This is a genomic window from Leptospira levettii (assembly GCF_002812085.1).
GTDB classification, from domain to species: Bacteria; Spirochaetota; Leptospiria; order Leptospirales; family Leptospiraceae; genus Leptospira_A; species Leptospira_A levettii.
The window spans coordinates 418,213-435,287 of the sequence record NZ_NPDM01000001.1 but is presented as its reverse complement, the minus strand read 5'-3'; the positions used below and the strand labels follow the sequence as shown (position 1 = coordinate 435,287).

Below are 17,075 nucleotides of genomic sequence, written 5' to 3'. Positions count from 1 at the left end.
TTATAAGTGTTTGGAACGGTCGTATTCGAGAGCGACGATGGATCCCATAACTTTGAATCCAGCAGGTGCTTCGTCTACCATTCCTTCTCCGTGAAACATTACTTTAACGGAGTCCATCATGGCATTGATTATTTTCAATCCTTTTCCCATGTTCTTATGTTTTTGGCCGGAACCATTATAAGGAAGGGTTTCTGGTTTTTTGCTTTGGTGGTTTTTGATGTGATCGAGGAAGGTTGAAAAACATTGTGATTGGTTGGAACGTAAAAGTTCCTTGTCATTGTCTGGAACAGGTGACTCACCTGATAAACCTGATCCATAATCCAATATGTACAAAGTGAACTTTGCAGAATCAATCCGCCAACGGCAGATGATGGTCTCATCACAATCACAAGAGACATTGGCAGCAACAGCATTGGTCAATGCTTCGTCTGCAGCGAGTTCAATTTGCATGATGTTGTCAGAGCTGAACCCATTGTCTTCTAACGTTCGTCTTAATTCACAGCGGAATTGTTTGACAGAAGACATATCGGGAGGCAGGAACATGGCGTATGAACCTGGCGAAGGGCTTAACAGATAGGGAATCACTTCAGATGGTGCTGTCAATGGCCGCCTTTTCCTCTCTCTTTTCATATTACACGATACGAAGTGAGAAAAAAAGTCAAAAATACCCGAAAACGGAACGTCTGAGTAAAAAATTTACCTAAGTGAAATACCTAAGGAACCTGCCAATTGTTCCATTCGTTTGACCATCTTCTCTTGTCCCAGTAGGCTAAAGAGGATGGGAAGTTCCAATCCATGTGATTTACCAGTAGTGATGGCACGAATTGGCATAAAAAGAGTCCTTCCTTTTTCACCTGTCACTTCACCAACTTTTGCCATGATTTCTTTGTACGCATCAGGAGTGGTGAGGGAACTTCCTTTGACCATTTGGTAAAAGTGAGTGACGACTTCTGTTCCTTTGCCTTCTGTCACCAATTGTTTGGCTTCGTCATTTTCGAAACTCACATTCTCTAAAAAGAATTCTTCGATGTAAGGCGGAGCTTGGATGAGTCTGTCCAAATACACACGAACGGAATCCAAGATGGAAAGGAGTTGTGGGTTCTCACCTGACTTATACGCATCAGGGATTTGGCAGTCTTTTAAAAATGGTTCGAGTGCTTTACCAAGAGTTTCAATTTTGGCATCGCGGATGTATTTATTCGACATCCAATTGAGTTTTGATTTTGGGTTTAGGTATTCAGCAAGACCAAGTAAGGAAAGTTTATTGAAGTCGACGGTTTCTTTTTCTTCTTCTTTCAGTTTTTTAAATACATCAAAGGTGGCAGGAGATTTCGAACATCGTTCCACATCAAAGACAGAACACAATTCTTCATCACTCATGTATTCTTTTCCATCGGGAGAAGTCCATCCCAGGAGAGCCATGTAATTTCGCATGGTTTCACTTGAGTAACCTAAGTCACGGAACGCAAGGACAGATGTAGCACCAGCTCGTTTGGAAAGTTTTTTACCATCAGTTCCAACAATTTCACTGGCATGTGCAAACCGTGGGAGAGGGAAACCAAAGGCTTCAAAAATTAAAATTTGTCTTGGTGTATTGGAAAGATGGCCCACACCTCGGATCACATGTGTGATTTTCATAAGCGCATCATCAATCACCACAGCATAGTTATACGAAGGGAATCCATCTGATTTTACGATGATAAAATCACCAATCAGTTTGGATTCAAACTTTACTTTGCCTTGGATCATATCATCTACGATCACAATTTTGTGAGGGGTTTTGAAACGAACTGTGAAGGGAGTTTTTTTCTCTAGTTGTGAATGTATTTCTTCGTCACTTAAATCAGAACATTTTCCATCGTAGATGTAAGGAATTCCCATGGCATCTGCTTGTTTTTTTTTGCCCTCAAGTTCATCTGCTGTACAAAAACATCGGTAAGCTTTTTTTTCTTTGATGAGTTTGTCTGTGTATTCTTTGTAGATATGAATTCGTTCTGATTGGGTATAAGGCCCGTTAGGTCCACCAACTCCTGGACCTTCGTCCCATTCCATACCTAGCCATTTGAGAGATTCTAAGATGATTTTGAAGGATGCTTCTGTGGATCTGTCTTGGTCTGTGTCTTCGATCCTAAGTAAAAATTTTCCTTTTTTTGCCTTTGCATATAAATAATTAAATAGAGCAGTCCTTGCTCCTCCAACGTGGAGAAAGCCGGAAGGGGATGGGGCAAAACGGGTACGAACTTCTGTCATTTCATTTCCTCTTTGAGTAAAAAATCTCCCATTCGTTTGTATCCAAATGGTTCCTTGGTTTTGGTAGTGAGACCATTGGTATAGGGAGGAACAAAAAATAATTGCAGATTGTTTTCTTTATAAATGGGTTTGAAAAAAAGTTTGTCTGGTTCTGTTTCATTCCATTCATAACTGAGTTGGTGGTAGTCGTAATTTGTAGATGTATGTTCGGTAACAATCGTTTGGTTGTTGATTTTAGTGTATGTACTGGAAGATGTAAAAAATTGATTGGAACCGAGATTGTGAGACCAACGATTTTCTCCCCCAATTTCAGAACGATTTCCTTCTTCTAAAAGGATTCCTGTGTCACCACTGAGTTCAAACACTTCCATCTCATCGATGACAAACTTATTTTCTTTATAGGCGATTTGGTTTTCGAGAAGTACTTCGATTGTATTTGCCTTCACTTCTTTAAAAAAAGATTCCTTATAAACAAAGACAATTTTTTTCTCAAGTTTATCTCGTTGGAATTTTCCTACTTTGCGATTCCAAATGAGTTTGTATGATTCAACAATATCATTCCCAAATTCAGCATTGATTTGATTTGAAAAATTTGTGTCGTAAGCAATGAAACTGAACTCAATTTTCTCAGCATATCCACTGGATTTGCCTGGTTCCCACTGGATACAACGGTAATGAGAAGACCCATCTTTGAAGAAAGTAGAACTCATTTTCCGAGGTGATTTGAGGAATAAAACGGAAGCAGGAATTTCGGATTTAGGATCTCTCGAAAGCAGAGAATTGATGCTTTGGCAACTCCACCCAGAAAAAAAAATCAAGAACCAGATTAGCCAATGAAAACGGGAGTATTCTTGAGTTTGTGGGGACATAGATAGGTGCGTATCGCCAGTCTAAAAAGGGAAAACCGCTTGACAAGTCAATTCATCGCACCCCTGTGTCATTTGGAACCATGAAGAACGAAGAACAGTATCCGAAACGCCCCTTTGAAGACCAAGTTAACGATGACCAAAGGAAATACTCCCGCTATGTATGCGATTCGAGAGCCATTCCACAAGAAATTGATGGCCTAAAGCCTGTTCAACGACGAATTCTTTGGGCGATGTGGAACTCCGATGCGAGAAACCGTCATACCAAAACAGTAAAAGTAGCTGGTCTTGCGATGGGATACCACCCTCATGGTGACAGATCGATCCAAGATGCTCTCTCCCAAATGGCACAAGACTTTGCGTTTGCAAACAACTATCCATTAGTGCACGGAGAAGGAACCTTTGGTGACGTTCTTGATCCCAATGCAATTGCATCTCCTCGTTATACAGAAGTCAAACTTTCTGACTTTGCCAAAGACTTAGGATTTTTTGAAAGTTTACCTGACATTGATTATGTCAAAAATTACGATGAAACAGAAGATGAACCGATTCATTTTGTGGGAAAGGTTCCTGTTGTTCTCTTAAATAACATCCAAGGGATTGCAACGGGATTTCGTTGTTTTATACCTGCACACAAACTCAGTGACGTTATTGATTCTCAAGTAACCTATTTAAAAACAGGAAAACCTAAAAAGATCACTCCATGGTACAAAGGGTACGGTGGAGAAGTAAAAATGTCCAAAAATGACAATGGTAGCACTGTCATGTCTACGACATTTGGTTTCAAAAAAGAAGATGGGAAATTGTTTTTGGTAGATTCTCCCATGAATTGGAACCGAGAAAAGGTTGTGAACTACTTAGATGATTTGATCGAAAAGAAAGACAATTGGTTAAAGGACTACATTGATCATTCCAGCCAAACATTTAAAATCGAACTTGTTGCTAAAAAAGGGGAAGAACCTTCCGAGAAAGAAATCAAAGAACTTTTCTCCAAAGAAAACAATGAAGTTCTAACAATTAATGTCATCACACATGAAGGTAAACTTCGTAATTTTGTTCCTGAAGAAATCATCAAACGTTTCTGTGATTTCCGAAAAACCCATCTGATCCGCAGATTCAAACGCCTTGCTGGGTTAGAAAAAGAAAAAATTGATCGTAACTCTGAACTCATTCGTTTCATCAAAGAAAAATGGAACGAAAAAGTAACAGGCATTAAATCGAAAAAAGAATTCGAAGAAAAGTTAAAAGCTGCCAAATTCGTTTACTTTGAATGGTTGTCTTCGATTCCCGTTTACCGTATGACTTTGGAAGAAGTTCGTAAATGTGAAGAAGCCATTGTAGAAGCAAAAACCAAATACACTGAGTATACGGCTTTGCAAAAAGATGATAAAAAACTCACAGGTTTTATGACTGATGAGTTGGATGAACTGAAGAAAAAATGGGATCCGAAATAGATAATTATGGCTCAAAAAACTGAAAAAACCTCAGGAAATTCGCGAAATTTTAAGAAATTATCGAACGTAGAACACGTTCGTATGCGTACGGGAATGTGGCTTGGGCAAAACTCCCTTTCCACATTTGAACAACATTTTTTTACCAAAGATAACGCTGGTAAGTATGATATTGTCCACGAAGAACTTTCCGACATCCCAGCCAAACTGAAATGTTTGGATGAAGCATGTATGAACTGTGTGGATGAATACAGAAAGAACTTAAACGACAAAACGATTCCAGAAAAAGACAAGATGAACAAACTCATCATCCAATTGTCAACCGATCGTAAACGTGTTACGATCCAAGACAATGGTCGAGGAATCCCTGCAGACAATGCCGAAGGAGTTTACCTCCATTTGATGTATGGGGAAAACTTTGACGATAAAGTGAAAGAAGATCATGTTGCCGGACAAAATGGTGTGGGGATTTCACTTGTAAGGATGGTTTCCTCTTTCTTTCGAGTGAAAACAATCAATGGTGGAAAAGCTTACAAAAAAATGTTTAGCATCCACGATGATGTAAAAAAAGTCATCCGCAGTTTTAAACTTTCCAAAGAAGATACAGAACGTGTTCATTTATACTATGATGAACACGGAACATTTGTTGATTGCCCATTATTATCAGCTGACCAAATCAAACAACTAAAAGCACCTTGTGACAAAACAGGGATGACTGCGGTTGTGGAAACAGCAAAAAAAGAAGACCACGGAACAACTGTTGAGTTTGAACTCAATCCAGCTTACTTCAACAACCTTGATACTTCTTTTAACATCAATTTGGTGAAACAATACCTCCAAGACATTGCGATGTCAAATCCTGGACTTGAAGTTGTTTTTATTCACAAAACTGGGAAAGAGAAATACAAGTTCAAAAAAGGTTTTGATGAGATCTTTAGTAACTCCGAAATGGTGTACTACAAATTGGATTATGCAGACAAAACTTCTGCTTCACAAATCCACATGGATACCTATGTTGTTGTGGGACAAAACAAAACTCTCACTTGGGTGAACTCTATTTTTTGCCCACAAGGTGGATCTGCGATTGAATACTTAGAAAACAGACTTTGTGATGAGATTCGTAAAAAATCGCAAATTGTCAGTTTAGAGAAAAAACTCAATACACAGTGTACACGCAATGATGTGCGAAGTTGTTTTCATATGTATGTGAACCTTCGGATTCTCAACCCTCGTTTTAAATCCCAAGATAAATCTTACCTCATTAACGATTTGAATGAAGACATTCGAAAGTCCGTAGACAAACATTTGGACAAACTTTTGAAAAAAACTGGCCTCATCGAAGAAATTAAGATGGTGATGGAACGTAGAACCCAGATGAAACAGCTCGAGGATGCGCAGAAAGGCCTCCGTAAGGCGTCTCGGAACAACATCCCTAAGCTTATGCCTCCAACAGGCAAACCAAACGATCCAGGCCGAATTTTGTTTGTGGCAGAAGGGGACTCTGCGATTGCGGGGTTACGCCCAGCTAGGAATCCAAAATTACATGGTTTATTCCCACTTAGGGGAAAACCACTGAACTGTAAAGGGATGTCACTTGCCAAAGCATTACAAAACGAAGAGATGAAAAACATCGTCGCAATCGTGGGACTTCCTCTCGACCAAAAAGTAAAATCCATCGATGAATTGAATTACGATAAAATCAGTATCATCACTGATGCCGATTTTGATGGGTATGCGATTCGTTCTTTGATGTTGTCTTTCTTTTATGAATATTGGCCTGAACTGTTTGATTTAGGTTTTATCAATATTTCTGCAGCACCACTCTATGAGGTGGATGTAAAGTGGAAAGATGGTAAAAAAGAAACTGTTTTCTGTATTGATGACTCCGACTATGATAAGTTAGTTGCAAGAGTCAATAAACAAGGTGCTGAGATCACTCGTAAAAAACGAAACAAGGGTCTTGGGGAAACAGGAAAAGAAGCCATGAAGTATGCTGTAGATCATTGTATGACAACAATTACAATTGGTAATAAAAAATCTGCTAAGACAACACAAGACTTATGGTTCCACAAAGATTATGCAGAAAAACGCCGTGAAGCAATTTCTGAATACTCCATGAGTGTGATCCAAGACTAAGAGAAGGGTTCGATTCGTTAGAATCATACCAACAAACACGGACCATGTGTGAAGGACAAATTGTAGTTCTTTCCATTTGGCATAGCGATCACTCCCCATTCCATAGGTTTGGGGAGTTTTGTTTTTTATAAGCTTGTTCCATTTTCCTTTCATTTTTTCCTTGAGGTATGAAATCGAAGAAAGAAAAAAAGATTCATTCCGTACAAATGAGAGAAAACCAAATTCAAGAAATAACTCCTTCTTATCCCTCTCAAATCCAAATTCCAATACATGATTTATACTTTCCCTTCCGTATCCTTTTTGTGTTTCTTTTTTTCCTTCTATTCCAATGCCAATCGAATGGGGAATCGAAAGATAATTCGTATTTCCAAAACAAAGAAAAAACAAAGACCGATATCCAAACAAAATGGGAAACACAAGCACCTTCCGGAATCAAATCACTCACCTATATGGTAATGATGGGAGATGGAGAGGTTTACCAATCTCAGATTGGGGTGAGTTCCGAAGCCAAAATCGAACGATTTAAAATTGGAAGTATCACAAAACTATTTACAGGCATTGCCATCTTACAATTGCAAGAATCCGGTAAACTGAAGTTAGATGATCCTGCATCTAAGTTTTTACCTGAATTGAATTTGGTAAAACCGAAACAGGAAGGGTATCGAGAGATCACCATTCGTGATTTACTCACCCACCAATCTGGATTACCTTCTGATTTGGCGAAAGGTTTTTTCCTTTCTCCTGATACAAAAGAAGATGAGATTTACAAATCCTTTCGTTCTTTACCAAAAGCACTCGCAGGCCTGGAACGAAATGAACCTGGAAAAATCCATTCCTATTCCAATTTAAGTTTTGGTTTACTTGGAAATATCATTGAACGGGCGTCAGGTGAATCAATAGAATCCTACTTTCGTGTCCATTTATTCGAAAAAGCGGGAATGAAACATACAACCCTAATGGAAAATTTAGAGGGATCAGAACTCATTACGGGTTATTCTGGGATTTTTTGGAAAACGAGAACCATTCGGCCTGTCATACGAGATTTGACTGCAGGATCCATCTCCACAACCGCAAACGATATGGGTCTTTTTATGAAAGCATTTTTCCAAAGTAAGGAAAACAAAGGACTCTTAACTTCTGTTAGCTTTGATGAGTTTCACAAAACTCAAATTGGCCCTGTTTCCAATTTTGAAATGAAACTGGGATTACCTGTGATGAAATCAAGTTACCAAGCAGATGGAAAAACAGTTTGGTTTTATGGGCATTCGGGTTCTCTTCCACCTTTTTTTGCTGACTTAGTATATGATCCTAATACGGAAATTGTTTCCTTTGTCGCTGGGAATACTCTTGGTATACAAACGGGAAAACTCAAAAGTACCAATACGGAAGTGATGAAAGTATTGTGGGAAGAAAAAATGGGAATACAACCAGAACCAAGTCTCCCACCTCTGTTAGGCAAAAATGGAGCTTTTCTGGGGGAAGAAGGGTTTTATATTTCTCCTATGGGAATCCATGAATACAAAAAAGGAAATCCGCCAACTCTCAGTTTGATGGGATTTGATGTAGGTCTCATTGAAAAGGAAAATCGTTACGGAATCGACTTACGAGTATTATTTGGTCTCATCAAAATTAACGATCCAAGTATTACCGAATTGCGTGTTGAATTTGAAACATGGGAAGGAAATCCAATTTTCACCTTATATTCCAAAGACCTTCCCAAGGGTGTCGCAGGAATTGGTGTCAAATTTACACCTGACAACCGTTATCCAGATTCACAATATTTTGGGACTTTCATTACAAAAGAACCTTATGCCATCATTCCCAAACTCAAACTGGAAAAGGACAAACGAGGATTCCCTCTCTTGACAATTTATTATGCATTAGGTGGAATGGAAAACACTGTCCAGGTCCCTTGCCAATGGGAAGGTGACAACACACTTCGAATCTTAGGGTACGGGCGTAATTTGGGTGAGAAACTCACCATTGGGAGTAAAGGAGGAAAACCCATTCTCCAATACTCTGGTGGGGAATATGAAAAGGATTAGAATCCACAACCGAACTTGTTTGCAAAGCCACAAAGATAAGTGCATTGCATGTAGAGATCAGAACATCTGGATGGTTTGCCAACTCCTGTAGACTGGCATGATGTATAATAATCCAATTGGGTAATGGTACAAAGACTTTTTAAATCCTTTTCTTTTTGATCTTCTTTTGCAATATCAGGCAATTTGCATATTTGAAGAAAAAAACAAAGGTAAACAATTGAAATTATCTTGAGAAACGTATTGTGCAACTTTTTAGATTTTAAATTTTTGCAATTACATTGAACAGTTGTCATATGATCTGGTACATTTTGATTAGAATTGATAAAGAACGCATTTTTTGAAAGAAATTTTTTAGAAGACTTCAAAATATTGAGAAGTTTGTTGATTTTTCATTTCAATTTAAGATTGTTTGTCAATTAGAATTTTATGATTTCAACTGTTAGAATCAATCTCCTCTCCATTACCTCCGTTTTCCTTCTTTTTTTCAATTGTAGTCGTTATGTGTACGAATCCAGTTATACGATTCGTACAGACAATCTGAAAACAGCAGATGATCATTGGAACGAATTAGTTGCCAAAAAAAAGAATCCTAAAATTTTACTCTTTGGATTTCATACTTATAAAATATCCAAATCAGAATCGACTCTACTTAAAGATGCTCAGTTTGCAGAAGTTGACTATACTACAGCTACTTACAAATTTTTTAAACATGGGCAATACATTGATACACAAAAGGCTGATAAAACCATACCTGTAAATGACTTAGATCTAAAAAGATTTGTGATTGAATACTTATCAAAAACGGAAGCCACAGGGAAAGTAGAATTAGAAAAAATTTTGGTACCAGCAAAAAGTAAAAAAGATAAATTCGTAATTAAAAAATTTGATGCTGATTATATCATTATGGCCATTCACTTACCTTACTACCACGAAAGAACAAAGGCTGGCATTAATGCAGTCACTGGTTTTTTTGGAATTATTACAATGGGTTTGATTCCCATTTATGAAGTTTCTAAAGCGGAAACATTCTATGTTGTATTTGATAAAAACCTAAAATACCAAAACAGTTTTTATTATAATCGTCCTTACACAATTATATCTGCTTTGTGGATGATTCCAAACGAAGGATTCCAAACTTTTTTTAGTCAGGCAGGAGTTCCTCCTGAAAATGCTTACAAAATTCACGTGGAAGAATTTGAGAGGGAGTTACTTTATCAGCTAACTTTGAGAAAGTGACAGTTAGCTGAGTTAATCAGCTAACTGTAAATTCGTAATCTTAATTACTTCTTTTTTGGAGCAGGAGTCGTTTCTTGAGTTCCTGTGCTTCCAACATTCAGTTTCGGATATTCTTTTTTATACATTGCAATATCCTCTTCTTCTAAACTACCTACACTCTTCGAGAAATTTCGAATCAGTCCTGTTTGTCTGGAAGTGTATTGTAATCTTCTTGAAGTTGCAAAATCGTCATTCATTGGGTCATAAAGGATGATACCTGCTAAGAAATCATAGATTTCAAGAGGATGGTATTCAGCTTCTGCTCCAAAATAGATTAATCCAAAGTGAGCACCCAAACCCCAATAATCGCGATAAGTTTGGTAAATTGCTTCTGATGGTTTATGGAACCAAAGAGCGTCCGCATTGTAAGCGAGTCCACCAGTTCCTACTTTCGCACCGAAAACTCCTGCTGCAACGATTGGTCCAACACCAATTTCTGTATTAGCTTCTGATTTGAAACCTAACATTTTCTTTTGACCACCACCTAAAGCAATTGTAGCTCCAGTATATGCTTCTGCTTGAATTGCTCTTGTTAAGTGACCACCAACTCCAATTTGTGGACCTACGTGAATCCATACTTCAAATTGGTCAATAAAATCGAAAATTCTATCTGGGATGTACCAAAGTACTTTTTCAGTTGTTGTTGGTTGCACTTTTGCACGGAGAGCTTTGTTATAACCTAACAAAACTGTAGGAGTCACTGATTCAATTTGTTCAGCAGATGCTCCACTTTTAATTTCAGCGATGATCGGATCATCAGGATGTAAAACATCAATCACACTGATTACGCGGATAGCTTCTTCAGTTTTACCATTTGCTTTTAATTCTTTTGCTTCTTTTGCGATGGCTACTGCTGAATCGTTAATTTCTTTGATTGTTGGTGATGCACAATTCACAATCAAAAAAGAAAAAACGAAGGCAAGTAGAGCGATTTTTCTTCTCATAAATATCTCCTGGACGTCGATTTCAGCTTATCTATCAAAATGAATCAAATAAAATTTTAAAGATTGCAAAAGATTTTAAACATGAATCGTTTTATAAAAATTGAAAATGAAATTATTTTACTTGCATTAACAAGAGATTAGCTTCCTAGACTAGCAAAAGTTTGGCTCATTTTGTCGCCTTACGCCCATTGATTACAAATTTGTTTTATCGCATATATTTAAGATCGTATGTGACAAGAATTGCCAATTGAGAATCATTCCAATCAAAGTTTATCCAAGACGCAAGTTTGCATTCGATGGAAAGACCTCTCTGCCAGTTTCAAATTGAATTCACCAAAATAAACGTTTGCTAGGCTGGAATTTTGTCGTAATAAATGGGACAAAATCTTGAGTTTCTTTGGGAAAGTAATTTCTATTTTTGAGCTCTCCGTCATTTTGAATGTGGACTTCGTCATTAGGGTTTCCAATTTTCTATGGGAGGTGACGGAAGGAAAAAGCATTTTTTCATTTTGAGAGGAAGGAGAATTCTGGCTTGTGCGAATGCAAAAAACAAAAATTGGGTGGGCCTTTCTTTTGGCATTGCATTTTTGTTTTGCACCATTTTCCCTTCTCGGGGAACCCAGTTCTCTCCTTCTCCTGGATGTAGATAAAACCAAAGAATGGGGTGGTTTTCTTCCGAAACGAGAATCTGAACAAATTTTACTACAATCCATGTTGGATGAAGCGAGTGTTAGGCGAACTGATTTGGATCCTAAGTGGCTACGGCTTGTCCATTACGAAACGAAGGGAAAAGATAACTACCAAAGTAAAATCGTAAATTCTCGCTTTTTTTTATCTTCCGAAGGGAGAACCAATCCCAAAAAAGAATTGGAAGCAACCCTTCGGAGTTTTTTTGTAGAAGGGCCCATTCCAGAAGGACTTATCCATCCCGTCTGTTCGTACCCAACAAGGCATCATTTCATTAAACAAACGTTTGGTGTTGATTTTTTGAAACGAAGTGGAATTCGTTGTGAGAGGTATGAAGTTTGGAAAGAATCAATCGGTGCTGATTCGGTATCCATAGTGTTTGCTTCCTATTATCTCATGTCACCTGCTTCTGTTTTTGGGCATACAATGCTCAAGTTCAACCAAAAGTCAAATGAAGAGAATGGATCCGAAATTTTGGATTATGCGGTGAATGTTTCCGCCGAAACACCAAATTTAGATCCGATTCGGTATGCCTATCATGGATTGTTTGGTGGATTCAAAGCGAAGTTTTCTTTGTTCCCCTATTATTTAAAAGTGAATGAATACAATGACCTCGAAAGTCGCGATTTATGGGAATACCGATTGTCGTTAAACAAAGATGAGTTGGAACTCCTTGTTTCTCATCTATGGGAATTGTCACGTGCAGAATTTGATTATTATTTTTTGAATGCCAACTGTGGGACATTCCTTGTAGAATGGTTGGATGTCATAAGACCAGAACTCCATCTAAAATCAAAATTAGGTGGTGTTGTGAGTCCCGTTGATACCATTAAACTGTATTCCCAAAGAGAAGGATTGGTGGTAGAAACAAAATACCGACCATCGTTGTATTCGGAGATCACATTCCTTGTTGGACAAATGGAACCGGAAGAAAAAAAAGCTTTCTATCATTTGTTAGACACAAATGGGAAAGAAACCTTTGATTTACTCTTCTTAGAGAATAAAGAGAAAGGAATCCGCCAATCACTTGTACTCGATGCTTTTTTGTTGGCCTCCCGTTACCAAAGTTTCCAATCTCCAAAGCCAAATGAGATCCAAAAATCCAATGAACAAAAAACATTAGAGTTTCGTTCAAAATTTCCAAACCTAACAGAACCATGGAACGATAGAGTGATTCCGTCTCCACCTGAATTGGCACACCCAAAATCAAGGATTGTTCTTGGTGGTGGGTCCTCTAATTTTGGACCATTTTTGGAATGGAAATACCGATTTGCATACCATGATTTACTCAATGTGAGTAAGGGTTCTCCACCAAACGGTGAGTTGGTGTTTTTGGATGGAAACATTCGTCAGTTTGAAGGAAAAAAAATAGAACTTACTTCCTTAACATTGGTTCGATTGGTTTCATTGAGCCCTTACAATTCCATATCCAAACATTGGTCTTATTTATTTGACTTTGGAATCCAAACCACTCTTTTCAAAGGCAAACAAAATCAATGGTGGGAAATTAGGAATGGAAGAGCGGAAACAGAATGGGAACGTAAACAAGTCGCCAATTTGGATCTTGCCACAGGTTGGACATTTGCCGATGAATTTTCGAAAACCAAAGATCGGTTAGGGGCTATTTCTTTTTTACTAGGTTTTAAGTCACAATTCCACCCTGGCTTTGAACAAGGGGGAAGGTATGGTCCCAATGCCCAAACCATTTACCAAAAAGAGTGGGGGAACTGGAAATTGTTAGGTGGATTTTTTTTCCAACATTATGGAAACCAAACCAACAAAAACCAAATTGGATCAAGTGTAACCTTACGGTATTTATGGTCACAAGAATCAGAATTTCGAGTGGAAATGAAAAAGGAACCAAACTACCAAGAAGTATCTGGTTCCTTCCATTATTTATTTTGAGCTGGTTCTTCGAATTTTTTTTGGTTTCTGTAATGTGCCAAATACGTGATGAGAACTAGAGCCCCCACAGGTACTGCAAAATAAATGTGAACTTGGATGAGTCCCGCAATCATTCCCAAAATTCCGCCTAAGAATTGTATTACGACCAAATTCCCGCCGGTATTGTCCAGAATCATTTTTTCCAAATCATCTGTATCAAGTGCCATCACTCTTTCTTCCACAAGTGCTGTAACATTGATATTATGAACAAATTTTTCAATATTGGTTTTGAGATACGCTTTTCCTTCTTCACTATTCATAAACTCGAGAAGGCGTTTTTTTACCCAATCTACTGCACGGAAAAAGTTTTTTTCGATCTCTTCCCAGTTGTTAGGATCATCCAGATATGATTGTAAACGTTCAATACCCGACGGCAATAGGTTTTGTCTGGCGTAATCACCACTAGCCTCTAACCAATTGGATATTTTGCCTGTGATGAATTCTTGTGTTTCCTTGGAATTAAGTCTTTCTTGTAAACCAGCCATCATATCATCCATCATCTTCATAAATTGATCGGATGTTTCGGGGTCTTTGACAAATCGTTCCAAAAGTTCGCGGATCGCATCTTCGTTAAACGAAAATATTTTTTTCACACCAATTCCAATTTTTCCTAGGGTGCTTCGTGTTTTTAAATATTCTTCGAGTCCTTCGTTTAAAAGGTTCGCGAGTTTCGGCATCTCTTCTAATAAAATGACTCGGAGTTGTTTTCCTAACTCTTCACGGTTGGTTTCTTCTGTTAGGTAATATGTTAGGCGGTTTCTTGTGTATTCCCAAAGTTTTTGTACTTCTTCAGGACGTTCTGCCATTTTTTTCATGGTTTCTTCTGAAAAATCGAAGATCACTTCTAAAATTTCAGGCCCACGTTCCTTTAACATGGAAATGATTTTGGTTACAAGTAGAGTACGGATTTCGTCGTTGTGGATGGCTTCGTCAATTTCTTTGACAATTTTTTGGATTCCCGTTTCGACTAAATTCCTTTCATAGATATATGCAATGATGATGTCGGGATGGAGTAAATTACTTTGGATACTCTCCCCTAAAGACTTTGCAATTTTTGATTTGTTTTTGGGGACAAGCCCAGACCAACCAAGCACCTTACCATGTTTTGGTTGGAATAACATTTTGATCGCAAGGAAGTTGGTGTAATAACCAACCATTCCCGCCATAAGCACAACAAAGATTGCATTGATCCAAATATTCCCTTCGTAGTATATTTGAAACCCACCACAAATAATAGAAAATAGTACGAGGAGTCTTCGATACCAAGTATCTAACTTAGCAACATCCATCTTATTCCTCTTCTAATTTTAAATATCTACCACTGAGTTTTCTTAAAAAACCTCGAGGAATGAGTTCTGATACGGTGATCGCACCTTGGTTAAAACTTCCTGTGATACAAACTGCTTGGTTATATTTGAGTGCACTTAACGACTCTTCGACGACTTCATCTGCATTTTGCCACATAAACGATGGGTATTTGGACTTACTGATCCCTGCACGTTGGTGGAAGTCAGAATGAGTGAGTCCCGGGCAAAGTGCTTGTACATGAATGCCGTAGTTTTTGGCTTCTTCGTGAATAGATTCAGTAAAAGATTTAACAAAGGCTTTTGTTGCCGCATAAATAGCACTGCCAGGTGCTGGCAGATAACCCGCGATAGATGCAACGTTGATTAAATAACCTTTTTTGTTTTTTTTGAAACGGTTCAGTGCGGTGTGTGAAAGGTGAACAAGAGTTTTTACATTTAAACTCACTTCATCTAATTCTTTATCAAGAGGAAGGGTTGCAAACTCACCAACAGTTCCAAATCCTGCATTGTTCACTAATAATTCTGCATCTTTATCTTTTTCTATGATACTTGATAGTTCTTCCACATCTTTCTTTTTAGTAAGGTCTAAGGCAATATACTTCAACATTCCTCTAGACTTTGGTTCTAATTCTAAGATAACTTTTTTTAAGTCCGCTTCCGTCCTAGAGATTAAAAAAACATTATAATCTTTGCCGAGAGCTCTAACAAATTCTTTTCCGATACCTTGCGATGCGCCTGTTACATATGCATTTTTCATTCGATGGGATTCCTCTTCATTAGAACGGCAGTTGATCCGTCCGGGTAGTATTTTTTACGTCTCTCAAGTTCAACAAAACCAACAGACAAATAAAGTTTGATTGCTGGTTCGTTTGATTCTTTCACTTCTAAGAAAAATTCCTTTTTTGGAAATTCCTTAAATAGTTTTTCTAACAATTGTTTTGCTAGGCCTAACTTTCTAAAGTTGGGTAGTGTTGCGATTCGGAAAATTTCTATTTCCCAAGGTGTCTCACAAACTAACGCATAACATTGTATATTTTGGTCCCCTATGCCAAATGCGGCATGGAATTCCAGATGGGTTTGGATCATTTTATCTGTCCATTCTTCACCTGGAAAACATAGAGTTTCCCAAGTAAGGATCTCTGGCAAATGGACTTCACCCAACCTTTGAAAACTAAGAGACATAATCACATTTTTTTCTTTTCATCCAAAAGAAAGAAACTAAAATCGAACCGATGGGCATAAAAAACAACCGGTTTTCAATGGTTTTCACACTCAAGTTGGGTGTTGTTTTGGGTTTGCTTCTCTTTTTTACCCATTGTGATTACTTAAAATCCCTAACAGAATCCCGGTACCGCAAACGAATTGGCGGTGAAACCACCGAAAAAGACATCGTCAATTGGAAAGAAAAATTGGCTTTGGAAGAAGCCGAAATTGAAGAAATGGACAAACGGATCCGGAAATTGGTCCAAAAGTCCAACCAGTCGGCTGCACTCTCTTGGAAAATTGCCCGCGCCTATATGCGTGCAGGTTCCGCAGATGTAGGAGTGCGATATTATGAGGAAGCCGTTACAGAATCCATTCCCAATGCAAAACAAGGTGGATTTGAAATCCATTCCTACGAATCAGCATTACCTTTTTTTGAAAAGGCCATCCAGTCAGGAAAATTAGATAAACAGTTGTTATATGAGACGGCTGTTGCTTATGCAAATGCATCAAAAGATATGGGGTGGGAACCTACACGAAGGAGTCGTGCCATAAGTTTATTCAAACAATTGGCAAAATTAGACAAAGACGATACTCGTTTCCCATTCCAATTAGCTCTGATCTATTTTGATTCTTCTTTAAAGGACGAAAGTTGGAATGGAAAACTGGCAAGCGGTTATGATGAATTGGATTCCGCTTTTTCTTTGTTAGACCAAATATTACGAAAAGAACCTTATAATGTTCCCACACGATTTGCGAAGGCTAATTTTTTATACCAAATTGGAAAGTCTTCTCTCGCTTATGATGAATATGTTCGCATCAAATCCATTTTAGAAGAAATGAAGGGGAACGGTAGTATCCGTGAACCTTTGGAAGAAAACTCTTCCTATCAAAATGTTTTAAAGAATTTAAGTGTTCTTGGGGCCCAAAACAAATCTAACTGACCTAATCCCATGTGGTACTTTCC

General features: G+C 38.0%; 13 protein-coding genes. 6 read left to right on the top strand and 7 right to left on the bottom strand.

Annotated features, from left to right (window positions below):
* From CH354_RS01935 to CH354_RS01925, 3 genes are all read right to left on the bottom strand, one after another.
* Nucleotides 1-603: an ATP-binding protein gene (locus CH354_RS01935; protein ID WP_238760516.1), complete on the bottom strand. Its 603-nt coding sequence runs from the start codon at nt 601-603 to the stop codon at nt 1-3.
* A gap of 93 nt (nt 604-696) precedes the next feature.
* Entirely contained in the window at nt 697-2,250 is a 1,554-nt protein-coding gene (gene gltX, locus CH354_RS01930; RefSeq protein ID WP_100715631.1) for a glutamate--tRNA ligase, read from the bottom strand.
* A complete protein-coding gene (locus tag CH354_RS01925; RefSeq protein ID WP_100726192.1) occupies nt 2,247-3,119 on the bottom strand; it encodes a hypothetical protein in 873 nt (290 codons plus the stop codon). Before CH354_RS01925 ends, gltX begins: the two co-directional genes overlap by 4 nt.
* Before the next feature lie 80 nt (nt 3,120-3,199).
* Here CH354_RS01925 and CH354_RS01920 point away from each other — a divergent pair, with 80 nt between their 5' ends.
* The 4 genes from CH354_RS01920 to CH354_RS01900 all read left to right on the top strand — a co-directional run bounded on the left by CH354_RS01920 (nt 3,200) and on the right by CH354_RS01900 (nt 9,984).
* Entirely contained in the window at nt 3,200-4,570 is a 1,371-nt protein-coding gene (locus CH354_RS01920; protein WP_100715629.1) for a DNA gyrase subunit A, read from the top strand.
* Between the two features lie 6 nt (nt 4,571-4,576).
* Nucleotides 4,577-6,703 carry a toprim domain-containing protein gene (locus tag CH354_RS01915; RefSeq protein WP_100715628.1) on the top strand — a complete coding sequence of 709 codons (2,127 nt, stop codon included), beginning with the start codon at nt 4,577-4,579 and terminating at the stop codon, nt 6,701-6,703.
* Between the two features lie 167 nt (nt 6,704-6,870).
* Nucleotides 6,871-8,748, top strand: a complete 1,878-nt coding sequence (locus CH354_RS01910; protein ID WP_100726193.1) for a serine hydrolase domain-containing protein — start codon at nt 6,871-6,873, stop codon at nt 8,746-8,748.
* A gap of 426 nt (nt 8,749-9,174) precedes the next feature.
* Entirely contained in the window at nt 9,175-9,984 is an 810-nt protein-coding gene (locus tag CH354_RS01900; RefSeq protein WP_100726195.1) for an Lp29 family lipoprotein, read from the top strand.
* Nucleotides 9,985-10,028: 44 nt separating this feature from the next.
* Here CH354_RS01900 and CH354_RS01895 read toward each other — a convergent pair whose 3' ends face one another.
* On the bottom strand, nt 10,029-10,967 hold the full coding sequence (locus CH354_RS01895; RefSeq protein WP_100726196.1) for an outer membrane protein assembly factor BamD: 939 nt from the start codon (nt 10,965-10,967) through the stop codon (nt 10,029-10,031).
* Between the two features lie 540 nt (nt 10,968-11,507).
* On the opposite strand from CH354_RS01895, the gene CH354_RS01885 reads away from it, so the two are divergent.
* Nucleotides 11,508-13,559, top strand: a complete 2,052-nt coding sequence (locus tag CH354_RS01885; protein ID WP_100726198.1) for an Lnb N-terminal periplasmic domain-containing protein — start codon at nt 11,508-11,510, stop codon at nt 13,557-13,559.
* Here the strand turns inward: CH354_RS01885 and CH354_RS01880 are convergent.
* The 3 genes from CH354_RS01880 to CH354_RS01870 are packed head-to-tail and all read right to left on the bottom strand — an operon-like array spanning nt 13,547 to nt 16,087.
* Nucleotides 13,547-14,887 (bottom strand): DUF445 family protein, encoded by a 1,341-nt coding sequence (locus CH354_RS01880; RefSeq protein ID WP_100715621.1) that lies wholly within the window; start codon nt 14,885-14,887, stop codon nt 13,547-13,549. The two genes, CH354_RS01885 and CH354_RS01880, sit on opposite strands and share 13 nt — an antisense overlap.
* Nucleotide 14,888: 1 nt before the next feature.
* Nucleotides 14,889-15,662 (bottom strand): SDR family NAD(P)-dependent oxidoreductase, encoded by a 774-nt coding sequence (locus CH354_RS01875; protein WP_100715620.1) that lies wholly within the window; start codon nt 15,660-15,662, stop codon nt 14,889-14,891.
* Complete coding sequence (locus tag CH354_RS01870) at nt 15,659-16,087, bottom strand: GNAT family N-acetyltransferase (RefSeq protein WP_100715619.1); 429 nt, start codon at nt 16,085-16,087, stop codon at nt 15,659-15,661. Before CH354_RS01870 ends, CH354_RS01875 begins: the two co-directional genes overlap by 4 nt.
* A gap of 50 nt (nt 16,088-16,137) precedes the next feature.
* Here CH354_RS01870 and CH354_RS01865 point away from each other — a divergent pair, with 50 nt between their 5' ends.
* Complete coding sequence (locus CH354_RS01865; protein ID WP_100726199.1) at nt 16,138-17,052, top strand: tetratricopeptide repeat protein; 915 nt, start codon at nt 16,138-16,140, stop codon at nt 17,050-17,052.
* Nucleotides 17,053-17,075 lie beyond the last annotated feature (23 nt).

Bases quoted from the DNA above. Each gene is read 5' to 3' on its own strand.
- gltX (WP_100715631.1), bottom strand. From the start codon at position 2,250: ATGACAGAAGTTCGTACCCGTTTTGCCCCATCCCCTTCCGGCTTTCTC.
- CH354_RS01925 (WP_100726192.1), bottom strand. From the start codon at position 3,119: ATGTCCCCACAAACTCAAGAATACTCCCGTTTTCATTGGCTAATCTGG.
- CH354_RS01920 (WP_100715629.1), top strand. From the start codon at position 3,200: ATGAAGAACGAAGAACAGTATCCGAAACGCCCCTTTGAAGACCAAGTT.
- CH354_RS01915 (WP_100715628.1), top strand. From the start codon at position 4,577: ATGGCTCAAAAAACTGAAAAAACCTCAGGAAATTCGCGAAATTTTAAG.
- CH354_RS01910 (WP_100726193.1), top strand. From the start codon at position 6,871: ATGAAATCGAAGAAAGAAAAAAAGATTCATTCCGTACAAATGAGAGAA.
- CH354_RS01900 (WP_100726195.1), top strand. From the start codon at position 9,175: ATGATTTCAACTGTTAGAATCAATCTCCTCTCCATTACCTCCGTTTTC.
- CH354_RS01895 (WP_100726196.1), bottom strand. From the start codon at position 10,967: ATGAGAAGAAAAATCGCTCTACTTGCCTTCGTTTTTTCTTTTTTGATT.
- CH354_RS01885 (WP_100726198.1), top strand. From the start codon at position 11,508: ATGCAAAAAACAAAAATTGGGTGGGCCTTTCTTTTGGCATTGCATTTT.
- CH354_RS01880 (WP_100715621.1), bottom strand. From the start codon at position 14,887: ATGGATGTTGCTAAGTTAGATACTTGGTATCGAAGACTCCTCGTACTA.
- CH354_RS01875 (WP_100715620.1), bottom strand. From the start codon at position 15,662: ATGAAAAATGCATATGTAACAGGCGCATCGCAAGGTATCGGAAAAGAA.
- CH354_RS01870 (WP_100715619.1), bottom strand. From the start codon at position 16,087: ATGTCTCTTAGTTTTCAAAGGTTGGGTGAAGTCCATTTGCCAGAGATC.
- CH354_RS01865 (WP_100726199.1), top strand. From the start codon at position 16,138: ATGGGCATAAAAAACAACCGGTTTTCAATGGTTTTCACACTCAAGTTG.